Source organism: Hymenobacter fastidiosus (assembly GCF_039539565.1).
GTDB classification, from domain to species: Bacteria; Bacteroidota; Bacteroidia; order Cytophagales; family Hymenobacteraceae; genus Hymenobacter; species Hymenobacter fastidiosus.
Window position 1 is genome coordinate 83687 of record NZ_BAABDJ010000035.1, and the last position, 12906, is coordinate 96592.

Genomic DNA, 12906 nt, shown 5'->3' on the forward strand with positions numbered 1-12906 from the left:
GTGCTATTCGTTAGTCATTTGGTCAAATCGGGGCCGCTCGGGCTGAGGCGGCGTACTACCGCCGGATGCAGGCGGAGTAATCGAAGCCGGAGCTACGGGCTGAGCGTCCGAAACTAAGGAATTTTCGGTTGCCACCGGTGCTGCCGGAGCCGGGGCCTGGTAAGCCGGGGTGGGGTTGTAGGGTGGCGGCGTGGGCCGGCCGGCGTTTTCGAATTCGTTGCGGATTTCGCTGGACGCGTCCTTGAACTCGCGGATGCCTTTACCCAGGCCCCGCGCCAGCTCCGGAATCTTGTTGGCCCCGAAGAAAATCAGGATAACGACCACGATCAGCATGATTTCGCCGCCGCCCAGGTCGCCTAAGAACAGAAGGGGAGTCTGCATGATTGAGAGGGGTTACAGGCGGGTTTGGTTCGGGTCGTTCGGGTTAACGGGCCGGTCATGGAATTCCGGCTTGTCGTCCTTGGAGGCGTCCTTGAACTCGCGGATACCTTTGCCCAGCCCTTTGGCCAGCTCGGGAATACGCTTGGCGCCAAACAACAAAATGATGGCAAATACGATCAGCAGAATTTCGGTGGTACCGAAGTTGCCGATCAGAAAAAGGGAGGCGAGTGTCATTGGGAAGTGGCCCGGGGCCATTTTAGGGTGCAAAGGCTTGTATACGCGGGTTTGCTCCATTCAGGATTGTAAAGGTACCCGATAATTTCCAAAACAGTTCCGGCAGCCGGCAAAGCCAACAGTTCTGCCGGGGGCCGCAATCCGGGTTGTTTCGGATTGCGTAGCCCTGGAAGTTGTTCAACGCGTACAAGGCTTACTTTACCGGCAGATTCAGGATTCCTGCCAGGCGAAGAGAAGGATTCCGATTTTGCTCGTCGTACTTTAACTGCACCAGCCCGGCTCCGGCACAAGCGTCCCTGCTTTGTTGAGGAAGCCGAGCTTTCTTTTCTGGCCATGTCTGTAAAGATGCCCCCTTCTCCGCCCTTCCCGCCCGTGCCGGGTCTCTCCCTCCGGACTATCGACGAAACAGAGCGGCTGGAAGCGTTACGCAACTATCAGATTCTGGATACGCCCCCGGAAGATATCTTCAACGACCTGGTGCGGTTAGCGGCTTATATCTGCGGCACCCCGACCTCCATGGTGTCGATGATTGATGCTGACCGACAGTGGTTCAAGGCTTCCATCGGTTTCCAGGGCGGCGATAGTACGCCCCGGAAGACGTCTTTCTGCCACTACGGAATGATGGCCGAGGACATTATGGAAATCGAGGATCTCTCGAAAGACTCTTTCTTCCAGACCAACCCTATGGTGGTGGACGATCCGCGCATCCGGTTTTATGCCGGCGCTCCGTTGATCACCCCGGAAGGGTTTCCAATTGGCACTATCTGCGCTGTTGATACGGTACCCCATCGGCTGACGGAGGCGCAGCGGGAAGCCCTGCGGATCCTGGCCCGGGAAGTGGTGTCGCACCTGGAGCTGCGCCGGGCCCGCTTACAGCTGGAACAGGAAAAAACCAAACTGGAAGGCCTGTTGCGGATGGCCAACGACACGGCGGAGTCGCTGTATATGGGCAGTCGTACGGAAATTTTTATCAAGCAGGACCACAAGCTGGTGCGCGTGCATACCGCCGATATCCGCTACGTGGAAGCCCTGGGCGACTACGTAAACATCTATGCGGGCCGGGAGCGGCATACCGTATACACGACCATGAAGGAGCTGGAAACCAAGCTGCCCGTGCGGGAGTTTGCCCGGGTTCACCGCAAGTATATTGTGCGGCTGGACCGCATCACCGCCATTGAGGCTGACGCGGTGGTAGTGGATACGGGGCGCAGTACGGAGCATACGGCCAATCTGCTGCCAGTGCCCATTGGCAGCTCCTACAAAGCCGCTCTGCTGAGCCGTCTTAACCTGGTGTAATTTCAGCTCCGGCCAACGGGAGCAGCAGTAATGTTGCTCTTCACCGAGAGAAAAACCGCATTCAGCGAATTTAGTAGCATTTAGATAGGCCTGCCCCTATCTTTCGTCATGTTACCGGAGAATGACAGACTCCCGGAAGAACACGTTAAAGTACTTCTGCGGAGTCCGCCACGGGCTGGTAGCTAAGTTTGTTTTCATAGCTCAGAAAGGCACCGTGCGTTGTACGGTGTTTTTTTTGATCACTGATTTCCGCTGATCAGGCTGATTGCACTGATTTTTTATTCCCCGGGCCACCCGGCCGGACCACATAAGGCGTTGGTCCGGCCGGGCGGGTCGGCCCGGGTTTGAGAGCCCACAGTTTGCCAAGTGGAGGGAAAGAAATCAGCGCAATCAATCTGATCAGCGAGAATCAGGGATTAACGGTTACGGCTCAGCCAGTTTTCCGGGTTCAGGTTGGAGCTGTTGCGCCACACCTGGAATTGCAGTTCCGACGTGCCTTCCGCACTGGTATACACCGTTCCGATCTGCTGGCGCATCTTCACCTGCTGGCCTTCCGTGACGCTCACGCCCCGCAGCCTGGCGTACACGGTGAAGTACTCGCCGTGTTGGATCATAACGATGTTGTTCATGCCGGCAATGCTGGCTACGGTCAGCACCTTGCCGTCGAAAATGGCCCGCACGGGCTCGCCGGCGCCGGTTTGAATGTCGACCCCGCGGTTTTCGACGATGACGTTTTTGAGCACGGGGTGGGAGTGACGGCCAAAGCGCTGGGAGATAAATCCGCGACCCACGGGCCACAGCAGCCGGCCCCGGTTATCGGCAAACGACGACGACAGTACCGCCGTTTCCGGCGTCAGCGCCACCCGGTCGGTACGCGTGGCCGGGGCCTCCTCCGCGGGAGCCTCCGGCGTGGCGGCGGTCGTGCCGGGGGTGGCGCGGTCAGACGATTCCGCCGGGCGGCGGGTGGTCGTGGGCGGAGTGGCGCGGGCGGTAGCGGCTTTGGCCGCGTTGCGGGCGGCCATAGCCCGGGCAGCGCGGGCGGCGCGGGCAATTTCTTCCCGCACCCGCACCGCAATCAGATTGTCGAGGCGGCTGACGGCCTGCTGGCGGGCGGCCAGCTCCTGCCGCAGGCCTTCTTCCTGCTGGCTGAGCTTGGTAACAACCTGGTCCTGCTGGGTTTTGAGGGTGAGCAGGTTTCGGCTTTCGGCCACCTGGGTGGTCAGCAGAGAGCTTTTCTCCTGCTTCTTCACCGTGAGGCCGGTGAGCTGGCTACTCAGATGCTGCTGGGTGCTGGTGATCTGGGCCGCCTGCTTCTGCCGTACTTCCGAATACTGGCGGACGTAGCGCAGGCGCAGCATGAGCTGGTTGAACGAGTCGGCCGCGAACAGGAACATGATGCGGTTGTAGCTGTTCGCCGTTTTGGCCGAGGCATAAATCAGCCGGGCGTACTCGGCTTTCAGCTGAACCAGGCTCTGCTGGGTTTGCTGCACCTGCGTTGTGGTCTGCCGCACATCCGATTCAAGGTACTTCAGCTCCGACGAAATCGTCCTGATGACGCTCTTCTGCACCGTCAGCTTTTCCTTCAGGGCATTGAGCTGCCCCAGCGACGCCTGCTTCTGCTTTTGGGTCTGCGCCAGAATACGGCTCGTTTCCTGAATGCGGCGCAGGTTAGTCCGCCGCTCCCGCTCCAGCTGGGTTTTGCTTTTCCTGGTGCTGGTGGCTGTCCGGGTACGCTTGCGCTGCTGCGCCTGAGTGAGGTTCCCCGGCCCGCACAGCACCAGCAGGATCAACAGGACCGCTACCGCGCCGCTACTTTTTCCGCGCATAGCCTTTGGGAACCGAGAAAGGGAACATCAACCGCTCTTTGTCGATGTCGACGTTGCGGTAGTTGATGGTGAGGGTGGCGGCTGCTCCGGTTGCGGGCTGCGACTTCACCAGGGTGGTATAGGCAAACTGCAGCGGAGAATTGTCGAGGGGCCGGAAGTCGGAGTAATCCGCCGAAAACTTGTTCTGGGTTTTGGAATCTACCACCGCCAGCTGGCTCACCCGGCCCCGGGCCAGCTCAATAAGCTGGGTCACCAGCACACTGGCCTGGCTGAACTCTACGGTTTGAGTGGTCGCCGCCGTAGTAATAGTAGGGGCGGAACCGGCCGGGGCGCTCAGGTAGTTGCCCAGCAGTGCCGCCTGCACCTGCTCGAAGGTGATAGGCACGTTGAGCCGCTCGCTCAGGTAGGTGAAGTTGCCGGCGTAGTACTCGCGCTGCAGGTTGTTGAGCACCTGGATAGAGTCGCGGGTGATGTAGGCCCGGATGCCCTCAATACCCAACGATACCGACAGCCAGATCACGCTGTCCTTGCGCATGCGCAGGTTCAGATTAGCCGTTTGCTGCAGGCCCGGCGCATCCACGTTGATCTTGCCCTTCGCTTTCAGGTAGCGGAAGTTTACGTTGGTGGCCTTCACCATTTCGGCGGCTTTGGCTGGCGTGGTAGCCCGGGCTGATTTGGTCGGTACCAGTTTGGCGCTACAGCCTCCCAGTACCAGTGCCCCCCACAGCAGCACCAGCGAAAAGCACTTATTCATACAGCTTACTGTCTTTGATTTTGCGGTCAATCTGATTTGATGCCCCGCCTATTTTTTTGGCCCGCTGCCATTCGGTCAGGGCCCGGTCTTTTTCGCCCAGCTGAAACAGCACGTCGCCGTAATGCTCAATCACGGTGGCGTCGTTGGTCGTTTTAAGGGCTCTTTCCAGATTCGTCCGGGCCCCCGTATAGTCTCTGAGCTTGTAGAGCACCCAGGCATACGTGTCGAGGTAGGTGTCGTTGTCGGGAAACTGCTTCACCAGCTTGCCCGACATTTCCCTGGCCTTGTCGAGCTTTTCCCCGCGCAACGACAGGAAGTAGCTGTAGTTGTTCAGCGCCTGGGCATTGTTGGCATCAAAGGCCAGGGCCGCGTCGTAGGCCGCATCCGACCGGGCGTGGTCTTTCATTTCGTGGTAGGCGTCGCCGAGCTGGGTGTCAATCTGGACCAGCAGCTCGGGGTTGTCGAGGGCCAGCTTCCGGCCATATTCCAGGGCCCTGATGCCTTTGGCCGTCTGTTTGTTGAGCATCAGCGCCACGCCGTTATAGTACCACAGCGGGGCCTGATTGGGAAACAGCTCCAGCGCCCGGGTGGTATGGCGCAGCAGGGAATCCACCTGATTCAGCTCGGCATCGATAAGCACCACCTGCTGCCAGATCTGAAACTTGGAGTTGTCGAGCCTGATGGCTTTCAGGTAGGAGTCCCGGGCGTCCTTCTTATGGTCGGTCAGGGTCTGGATATCGCCGGCAATAGACCACGCCTTGGCTTCCTTCGGATGCACCCGCGTGGTGATAATGGCCAGCTCCAGGGCCGTCTGCCCCAGCACGGCATTGGGCAGCTGCTTGATGTAGTCGAGCAGAATGCGCACTTTCTCGTCGATATCCAGCGCGGGGCTTTCGAAAGCCAGCTTGATCTGCTTTTCCGACTCGGCCGGGTTGGCCTGCTGCCGGTAGATGTCGGCCAGAATCATGCGGGCCTGGGGGTTGTCCGGGTCCTGGCGCAACGCCTGCTCGGCCACCCGGATAGCATCGGGCAGGCGGTTGTTGGAGGCGTAGAGCTCGGCCTGCACAATCACGTAGCGCACCTCGTCGGGGTTGGCCGCAATCAGCGCCTCGCCTTCCTGCAGGGCTTTGTCGAGGTTATTCTGCTTGAGGTAAATCTGCTGCTTTTTGAACGACACCTCATCCAGGGGGCCAAACTGCTTTTCGGCCTGCTCAAACGTCGCCAGCGCCTCATTGAGCTTACCCTGGGCCATGTACAGATCGGCCAGATTAAAGAGGTAGTACCCCGAGTCGGGCACGTCCTTAATCAGGCTGGTGTAGACTTTGGCGGCCTGGTCGTACTGCTTCTGGGAAGCGTAGATCTGGGCCAGCAGTAGGTAATAGTAGGAATTCCCGGGGTCGAGCTTCACGGCGACCAGCGCGAAATTAGTCGCGTCTTTGAAGTTGCCGCTAAGCAGGTTGGTTTCGGCAATCTTGTAGTTGATGGCCGCGTTGGTCGGATTCAGGGCGTAGGCTTTCAGCAGCCGCTCCAGGGCCTTGTTGTAGTCTTCGAGCAGCACAAACTTGACGCCTTCCACGAAGAAGGACTCGCTCATCTCGCGGTCCTTCTCGGAAAGAACCCGCACCTGCTGCCGGGCAATATCCAGCTCGGCCCGCCGCGCCAGCTCTTTCCGCTCGCGCCGGCTCAGCTTCACGGGTCTGGCCGCCGGAGCCTCCGTGCTGGCGGGTTGCTGGGCATACCCCGGCAAAGCCAGCAGCAGGCTCAGCAGAAAAATAAAGGTGATCTTAAGTCGACGCATGAATGCAGTAGCACGGACGACCCGCGACCGTTTAAGAAAGGAATTATCCCAAAGAAACAACTCTACGGACAGACGCCCGCGCTACTAACATCCTGAGCGGAAAAAATGTCACACGCGCAGCGTGTTGTAGTCGCCCAGGCTCAGATCATCCGGCGTGCCGGCAACCGTGGCATGGTTGCCGATCATCGAGTTAGTCACGTTGGCGTGCAGCACCGTGGCCGACTGCTGGACGATGGAGTTAGACACCACCGAGCTGCGCACGTTGCTCTGGTCGCCCAGCGACACGTGCGGCCCAATCACCGAATCGGTGATGATGGCCCCTTCGCCGATGTAGACCGGCGGAATGAGGACGCTGTTGGTGATCTGGGCCGATTTGGCCACCAGCTCCTCGCCGCGCTCCTGCAAATATTCGAGGTAGCGCTGGTTGGTGAAGACCGTCGCGTCCTTGTTGCCGCAGTCGAGCCACTCCGTTACGCGGCCAGGTACGAAGGTGGTGCCCTTGTTCTTCATGTTTTCGAGGGCGTTGGTAAGCTGGTACTCGCCCTTGTCCCTGATGTCGTTGTCGAGCAGGTACTGCAGCTCCTCGCGCAGGTAGGCGCCATCCTGAAAGTAGTAGATACCGATGATGGCGAGGTCGGAAACGAATTCCTGGGGTTTCTCCACGAAGTCCGTAATCTGGCCGTCGGCGTCGAGCTTCACCACGCCGAACGGCTTGGGGTCGTCGACGCGCTGCACCCAGATGGTGCCGGCGGCGGAGCTGTCCAGGGTGAAATCGGCCTTGAACAGGGTGTCGGCAAAGGCTACCACCAGCGGGCCGCTCAGCGAATCCTGGGCGCACAGGATGGCGTGGGCCGTACCCAGGGGCTCATCCTGGTAGTAAATCGAGCCTTTGGCGCCCACGGATTCAGCAATCTTAATCAGGCTTTTTTCTACCGCGTCGCCGAACCGTCCGATGATGAACGCCACTTCCTCGACCTGCTCGCCGCATACTTTGGCAATGTCCTCCACCAGCCGCTGCACAATGGGCTTACCGGCAATCGGAATCAGGGGCTTGGGCACGGTGAGCGTGTGGGGACGCATGCGCTTGCCCATGCCGGCCATCGGAACGATAATTTTCATAGTAGGAGTTGGTTGGAGCTGGGGTTGTTTTGGAGGGTGTTTCTTTAGGAAGGCAGTTATCCTTTATTCGGTCATCCTGAGCCAAGCGAAGGACCTTATCACGCTGAAACGACGCGTTCGGCTGGCCTAAGGTCCTTCGCTTGGCTCAGGATGACAGATGACTTCAGGGGTCTGTCGTTACTGTACGCCGGTGCTGCCGTAGCCGCCGGTGCCGCGCCGGGTTTCGGTTAGCTCCGCTACGGGCTGCCAGGCCACCGTTTCGTGGCGGGCCACCACGAGCTGGGCAATCCGCTCCCCGTCCTGCACCACGAAGTCCTGGTCCGACAGATTCACCAGCAGCACTTTCAGCTCGCCCCGGTAGTCGGCGTCGATGGTGCCGGGGCTGTTGACGATGCCGATGCCATGCTTGTAGGCCAGCCCACTGCGCGGCCGGACCTGCATTTCGTAGCCTACCGGAATTTCCAGCAACAGACCCGTGGGAATAAGGGCGCGCTGCAGGGGTTTCAACGTAACGGGCGCGGCGAGGTTGGCCCGCACGTCCAGGCCCGCGGCATGAGCCGTCTGGTACTCGGGCAGCGGATGGTGGGAGCGGTTGATAACAGGAATCTGCATCGGCATGAGGTCAGCGGCGGTTCGGAGGGCAAAGATAGACCGCGGAATGGCTATGATTTTGGGAAGGAGGACTATGATTCGGGAATCAGGGCAAGCTATTGATTTCCCCAATAACCCCGCCTCAGGCGGCGGGCGTTATGGTTCGGCGGGGCCGCTCAACCAGAAAAATCAGCCCGGCGAAGCCCGTGCAGAGCCCCAGGTGAAACGCGTGCCGCAGCCAGTAGTCGGCCACGGGCGTGTACCAGCCCACTGCCACGATGCCGATGGCCAGCGCCAGCCACAAGCTCAGGCGCGCCATGGGGTAGGGAATCGGGTAGTGCTTATTGCCGAGGTACCAGCACACGGCTGCCATCATAAAGTAGCAGGCCAGGGTGGTGAAGGCGCTGCCCAGGTAGCCGATCAGGGGAATCAGCAGAAAGTTGAGCCCGATGGTCAGGGCCGCGCCGCCGAAGCTGATGTAGGTGCCGAAGTAGGTTTTGTCGGTGAGCTTGAACCACACCGCCAGGTTATAGTACACGCCCAGAAACAGGTTCGCCAGCAGCAGAATGGGCACGATATCCAGCCCGGCGCGGTATTCGGCGCGGCCCAGCAGAAACTCGGCGAAATCCTCCACGTTGAGGCTGACGAACACGAAGATGAAGGCGCAGCACAGCGTGAACCACTTCAGCACGAGGGCAAACGTGGCCGGCGAGTTTTTGTCCGTCGACTGGGCGAAGAAGAACGGCTCGGCGGCGTAGCGGAAAGCCTGGATGACGAGCGTCATAAACATCGCGAACTTGTAGCAGGCCCCATATATGCCCACCGCCGTCATGTTCGACTGGCCGGGGTAGAAGCCGGCGGGCAGCCAGTATTTGAGCAGGGGCCGGTCCAGCGTCTCGTTCACCATGCCCGCCAGGCCCATCAGCATGAGCGGGTAAGCATACTTCAGCATGGGCTTCAGCCCCGTGAAATCGAGGCGGAAGCGGAAGTCCGACAGCTCCCGCCAGAGCAGGGGAATATACAGCGCGTTGGCTATCAGGTTGGCCAGAAACACGTAGCCCACGCCCAGCGCCGGGTTATACACCAGCATCACCAGCGGGCGCAGCTGAGGCAGATACTTGCCCGCGGCCACGTCGCGGCAGAGCACGATGAAGAACAGGTTGAGGCCCACGTTGACCAGAATATTGAGGAAGCGCACCGTGGCTACCTTCCGGGCCTTGTTCTCCAGCCGCAGCCGGGCAAACGGAATAGCCGTGGCCGCATCCACCCCCATAATCAGGGCCAGCCAGATGATGTACTGCTCCTGGCCCGGCGGGTAGTGCAGAACGCTGGTAATAGGCGAAGCCAGCAGCATAAACAGCCCACTAAACAGGATACTGCTGACCAGCAGCAAGCTGAATACCTTACTATACAGCGCCTGCCGGTCAGCGCCGGGCTGGTTGGCAAAGCGGAAGTAAGTGGTTTCCATCCCGTAGGTGAACAGGATGTTGAAAAAGGCCACGTACGAAAACAGCTCCGTAACCACGCCGTACTCGGCCGGCGCGAACGTACGGGTGTAGAGCGGCACCAGCAGAAACGTGAGCACACGGCCCAGAATACTGCTCACCCCGTACACGGCGGTCTGGCTGACCAGTTTTTTCGCGACACCCATCTTTGATGAATTAGTAATTAAGAATTAGTAATGAAGAATTGATTTTGGTGTGCCGATGCGCACCACTCTTCTTCATTGCGGCTGGGTTCAATTCTTAATTATCAATTACTGATTATTAATTACCCTTAAAAAGGGCCGGGCGCTTTGCCAGGAAGGCGGCGGTGCCCTCGCGGAAGTCCTCGGTGCCGAAAGCGCGGCCGAACAGGGTGGCTTCGGTCTGGAAGCCGTTGCGCTCCTTATCGTAATGGGCATTCACGCAGTCAATCACCATGCCCACGGCCAGGGGAGCCTTGGTCAGAATGCGGCCCAGCAGCTGGCGGCAGAAGTCGAGCAGCTCGGCCTGGGGCACCACGTGGTTGACCAGGCCCAGGCGCAGGGCTTCATCAGCTTTGAGCATATCGGCCGTCAGCAGCAGCTCCAGGGCCTTGGCTTTGCCGATCAGCTGGGTGAGGCGCTGGGTGCCGCCGTAACCGGGAATCAGGCCCAGGTTCACCTCGGGCTGGCCGAAGCGGGCATTGTCCGAAGCTACGCGCAGGTGGCAGGCCATGGCCAGCTCGCAGCCGCCGCCCAAAGCGAAGCCGTTTACGGCGGCAATTACGGGCTTGGGGCTTTCCTCGATCAGGCAAAAAGCTTCCTGACCGAGCTCGGCGGCGCGGCGGGCATTGATGTCGTTCAGGGCGGCCAGCTCCGAAATGTCGGCTCCGGCCACGAAAGCCTTTTCGCCGCTGCCCGTCAGGATGATGCCCCGCACCTGCGCATCGTCGAGGGCCAGCTGCATGGCCTGCCGGATTTCCTCAATGGTAGCCGCATTCAGCGCGTTGAGCTTGGATGGGCGGTTCAGGGTGATGGTCAGGATGCCGGTGGCAGCATCGGGAGCGTAGAGCAGGTTTTCGAAAGAAGCCATCAGGAGCAGGAAGTGGAAAGAACGGGCGCAAAGATAGAGCAAAACCGGAGCCGGGGGGGAGGGGCGCGGCGGCGGGCCAAACCGGAACGCGGCGCGCCGGATCCGGTAGGTCCACCCGCTGGTCAAAACGGCCCGGCCGTGCGGACGAGCGGCGCTGCTTTGAGCCGGGCCGGGGGCCGGGGGCATCGGCAAATTGATATATTTACCCTAGCCATAGGTTTCTTTTCTTCCCTCCAACTACCGCAAGCACATGGGATTTGTCGCTGAGTTCAAAGAGTTTGTTGCCAAGGGAAACGTGCTGGATCTGGCCGTCGGCGTTATCATTGGGGCCGCCTTCGGCAAAATCGTGACTGCGCTGACCGAAGACATCCTGCTGCCGCTGATTGGGCTGGCCACCGGCGGACTCGACTTCAGGAACTGGTTTCTGGCCCTCGACGGCAACAGCTACGACACGATGGAGAAGGCCAAAGCGGCCGGCGCGGCCACGCTCAATTTCGGCCTGTTTCTGAACGCCATCCTCTATTTTGTCATCATTGCGTTCTGCGTGTTCCTCATCGTCAAATTTGCCAACCGCTTCAAACGGCCCGCGGAAGTGGTGGTAGCCGTGGAACCGGGCCCCACGAAAGACCAGCTGCTGCTCATGGAAATCCGGGACGCCCTGCGCAGCCGGTAGTTTCCGGCCCGGCCTTGCTTCAGCCGGCCCAAGCTTCCCGATGGAGCTCGGGCCGGTTCAGTTACTTTATTTCCTCTATGAAAATTCTCTGCAGGTTGCCGTCCCGGCTGCGGGTTCCGGGCCTATGGCTGCTGCTGGGCTGGCCGTTGCCCCTGCTCGCCCAGACTTCCGAAACCACGGCTGCCGCGCCCGATACGGTACAGGGCTGGCGGCGCGGCGGCGTGGGTACGCTCAACCTCAGCCAGGTGAGTTTGACCAACTGGGCCCCGGGTGGTCAAAGCTCGCTTTCGGTGCTGGCCATTGGTAACGTGTTTGCCCACCACCGCCGTGGCGACAATACCTTCGATACGTCCCTGGATTTGCTCTACGGCACGCTGAAAGCGGGCAAGGCCCGGATGCGCAAGAACGACGACAAGCTGGAGCTCAATGCCAAGTATGGCCACCAGTTTACCAAAGTGCTGTACTACGCCGCTCAGGTGAACGTCAAAACGCAGCTCACGCCTACCAAGGCCATTGAAAAGCCCGATTCGCTGCTGTCCGGCTTTTTCGCCCCGGCATTTATCCTGACTTCCATCGGTATCGACTACAAGCCCAACGACCAGCTGTCGGTGTTCGGGTCGCCCATCACCGGCAAGTTCACCGTGGTAGCCAACCAGACGCTGGCCGATGCCGGCGCTTTCGGGGTGGAAGCCGCCGACCGGACCGCCGCCGGCCAGCTTATCCGCGGCACGGGGCAGCGGTTTCGCAAGGAGCTGGGGGCGTACCTGAACGTGAAATACCGCAAGCCGGTGTGGGAAAACGTGGTCTTCCAGACCAAGCTGGATCTGTTCAGCAACTACCTGCACAACCCGCAAAACATCGACGTGAACTGGGAAACCCTGGTCAGCTTCAAGGTCAACAGGTTCATCAGCAGCAGCATTGCCACCACCCTCGTGTACGACGACGACGTGCTGGTGCCCCTCGACGAGAACGAGGATGGGGTGCCCGATGGGCGGGGGCGCCGCATTCAGTTCAAGGAAATCCTGGGTATCGGGCTGACTTACAAGTTTTAGTGATTTGAACTATCTTTGGGGCGTCCCAGTTTTTCGGCCAAATCTGAAGAAGCCCGCCCCCGGCTGGTCAGCGCCCATTTCCTCCTTGCATCCCCTTTCCTTCTCGCTACATGAAAAAGCTGATTGCCGCTCTGTTGCTGGCTGCTACGGGACTCATGGCCCACGCCGCCCACGCCCAGGCTCCCGACTATTCCGTAGAAGCCCGCAAGGCTACTGAAGCCGGCCCGCGCAAGACCAAGGTTAAGGCCAGGGCGCGCAAGGCGTCAGGTGAGGATATTGCCCGCATGCAGCAGCGGATGAGCATGAACCCTAACGAGGCCAAGCGCGACCAGCAGATGGAAGTGCTGGAAGCCCGCGCCGGGGGCGGCACCGCCAACACCAGCTTTGGCCGCGCCTCGGGGCCGGCCCGCCAGCTGGAAAAGGGTAGCGGCGGCTTCAGGGTGCTCAACTTCAGAGACAAGCGTGGCACGGCCCTGCAGAAGCGGGGCGTTAGCCGGTCCGCTGCCGGTATCGACCCTAAAGGCAAGCCGCTCACCCACCAAAAGAAGAAGCACTTCCTGTTTTTTTAGGGAGTACAAAGTTTATAAAAAAAGCCCCGAAGCAGACCTTCGGGGCTTTTTGCGTTTG

13 protein-coding genes are annotated in these 12906 nt (G+C 60.0%); 4 read left to right on the forward strand and 9 right to left on the reverse strand.

Going from position 1 to position 12906, the window contains the following annotated elements; genetic code table 11:
- Positions 1-3 precede the first annotated feature (3 nt).
- Positions 4-381, reverse strand: coding sequence for a twin-arginine translocase TatA/TatE family subunit (gene tatA / locus ABD833_RS14650; RefSeq protein WP_345073977.1), 378 nt, complete (start codon positions 379-381; stop codon positions 4-6).
- Between the two features lie 12 nt (positions 382-393).
- On the reverse strand, positions 394-615 hold the full coding sequence (locus ABD833_RS14655) for a Sec-independent protein translocase subunit TatA/TatB (protein WP_345073978.1): 222 nt from the start codon (positions 613-615) through the stop codon (positions 394-396).
- Between the two features lie 345 nt (positions 616-960).
- On the opposite strand from ABD833_RS14655, the gene ABD833_RS14660 reads away from it, so the two are divergent.
- Positions 961-1911 carry a LytTR family transcriptional regulator DNA-binding domain-containing protein gene (locus ABD833_RS14660; RefSeq protein ID WP_345073979.1) on the forward strand — a complete coding sequence of 317 codons (951 nt, stop codon included), beginning with the start codon at positions 961-963 and terminating at the stop codon, positions 1909-1911.
- A 416-nt stretch (positions 1912-2327) separates the two neighbouring features.
- Here ABD833_RS14660 and ABD833_RS14665 read toward each other — a convergent pair whose 3' ends face one another.
- From ABD833_RS14665 to ABD833_RS14695, 7 genes are all read right to left on the reverse strand, one after another.
- Positions 2328-3737 carry a murein hydrolase activator EnvC family protein gene (locus ABD833_RS14665; protein ID WP_345073980.1) on the reverse strand — a complete coding sequence of 470 codons (1410 nt, stop codon included), beginning with the start codon at positions 3735-3737 and terminating at the stop codon, positions 2328-2330.
- Positions 3721-4491 (reverse strand): lipoprotein insertase outer membrane protein LolB1, encoded by a 771-nt coding sequence (gene lolB1, locus ABD833_RS14670; protein ID WP_345073981.1) that lies wholly within the window; start codon positions 4489-4491, stop codon positions 3721-3723. Before lolB1 ends, ABD833_RS14665 begins: the two co-directional genes overlap by 17 nt.
- The gene (locus tag ABD833_RS14675) at positions 4484-6289 is read right to left on the reverse strand and encodes a tetratricopeptide repeat protein (protein WP_345073983.1); all 1806 of its coding nucleotides are present in this window, start codon (positions 6287-6289) and stop codon (positions 4484-4486) included. Before ABD833_RS14675 ends, lolB1 begins: the two co-directional genes overlap by 8 nt.
- Positions 6290-6397: 108 nt before the next feature.
- A complete protein-coding gene (locus ABD833_RS14680; RefSeq protein WP_345073984.1) occupies positions 6398-7408 on the reverse strand; it encodes a sugar phosphate nucleotidyltransferase in 1011 nt (336 codons plus the stop codon).
- Positions 7409-7585: 177 nt separating this feature from the next.
- The gene (gene dut / locus ABD833_RS14685; protein ID WP_345073985.1) at positions 7586-8020 is read right to left on the reverse strand and encodes a dUTP diphosphatase; all 435 of its coding nucleotides are present in this window, start codon (positions 8018-8020) and stop codon (positions 7586-7588) included.
- Positions 8021-8141: 121 nt separating this feature from the next.
- Entirely contained in the window at positions 8142-9650 is a 1509-nt protein-coding gene (locus ABD833_RS14690; protein ID WP_345073987.1) for a lipopolysaccharide biosynthesis protein, read from the reverse strand.
- Positions 9651-9765: 115 nt separating this feature from the next.
- On the reverse strand, positions 9766-10554 hold the full coding sequence (locus ABD833_RS14695) for an enoyl-CoA hydratase/isomerase family protein (protein ID WP_345073988.1): 789 nt from the start codon (positions 10552-10554) through the stop codon (positions 9766-9768).
- A gap of 250 nt (positions 10555-10804) precedes the next feature.
- Between ABD833_RS14695 and mscL the strand changes: the two genes are divergently transcribed.
- The 3 genes from mscL to ABD833_RS14710 all read left to right on the forward strand — a co-directional run bounded on the left by mscL (position 10805) and on the right by ABD833_RS14710 (position 12848).
- A complete protein-coding gene (gene mscL / locus ABD833_RS14700; RefSeq protein WP_345073990.1) occupies positions 10805-11227 on the forward strand; it encodes a large conductance mechanosensitive channel protein MscL in 423 nt (140 codons plus the stop codon).
- A 77-nt stretch (positions 11228-11304) separates the two neighbouring features.
- Entirely contained in the window at positions 11305-12279 is a 975-nt protein-coding gene (locus ABD833_RS14705) for a DUF3078 domain-containing protein (RefSeq protein ID WP_345073991.1), read from the forward strand.
- A 110-nt stretch (positions 12280-12389) separates the two neighbouring features.
- A complete protein-coding gene (locus ABD833_RS14710; protein WP_345073992.1) occupies positions 12390-12848 on the forward strand; it encodes a hypothetical protein in 459 nt (152 codons plus the stop codon).
- The last annotated feature ends 58 nt before the right edge of the window (positions 12849-12906 follow it).

Excerpts from the sequence above, each read along its gene's own strand:
- tatA (WP_345073977.1), bottom strand. The coding sequence starts at position 381 with ATGCAGACTCCCCTTCTGTTCTTAGGCGACCTGGGCGGCGGCGAAATC.
- ABD833_RS14655 (WP_345073978.1), bottom strand. The coding sequence starts at position 615 with ATGACACTCGCCTCCCTTTTTCTGATCGGCAACTTCGGTACCACCGAA.
- ABD833_RS14660 (WP_345073979.1), top strand. The coding sequence starts at position 961 with ATGCCCCCTTCTCCGCCCTTCCCGCCCGTGCCGGGTCTCTCCCTCCGG.
- ABD833_RS14665 (WP_345073980.1), bottom strand. The coding sequence starts at position 3,737 with ATGCGCGGAAAAAGTAGCGGCGCGGTAGCGGTCCTGTTGATCCTGCTG.
- lolB1 (WP_345073981.1), bottom strand. The coding sequence starts at position 4,491 with ATGAATAAGTGCTTTTCGCTGGTGCTGCTGTGGGGGGCACTGGTACTG.
- ABD833_RS14675 (WP_345073983.1), bottom strand. The coding sequence starts at position 6,289 with ATGCGTCGACTTAAGATCACCTTTATTTTTCTGCTGAGCCTGCTGCTG.
- ABD833_RS14680 (WP_345073984.1), bottom strand. The coding sequence starts at position 7,408 with ATGAAAATTATCGTTCCGATGGCCGGCATGGGCAAGCGCATGCGTCCC.
- dut (WP_345073985.1), bottom strand. The coding sequence starts at position 8,020 with ATGCAGATTCCTGTTATCAACCGCTCCCACCATCCGCTGCCCGAGTAC.
- ABD833_RS14690 (WP_345073987.1), bottom strand. The coding sequence starts at position 9,650 with ATGGGTGTCGCGAAAAAACTGGTCAGCCAGACCGCCGTGTACGGGGTG.
- ABD833_RS14695 (WP_345073988.1), bottom strand. The coding sequence starts at position 10,554 with ATGGCTTCTTTCGAAAACCTGCTCTACGCTCCCGATGCTGCCACCGGC.
- mscL (WP_345073990.1), top strand. The coding sequence starts at position 10,805 with ATGGGATTTGTCGCTGAGTTCAAAGAGTTTGTTGCCAAGGGAAACGTG.
- ABD833_RS14705 (WP_345073991.1), top strand. The coding sequence starts at position 11,305 with ATGAAAATTCTCTGCAGGTTGCCGTCCCGGCTGCGGGTTCCGGGCCTA.
- ABD833_RS14710 (WP_345073992.1), top strand. The coding sequence starts at position 12,390 with ATGAAAAAGCTGATTGCCGCTCTGTTGCTGGCTGCTACGGGACTCATG.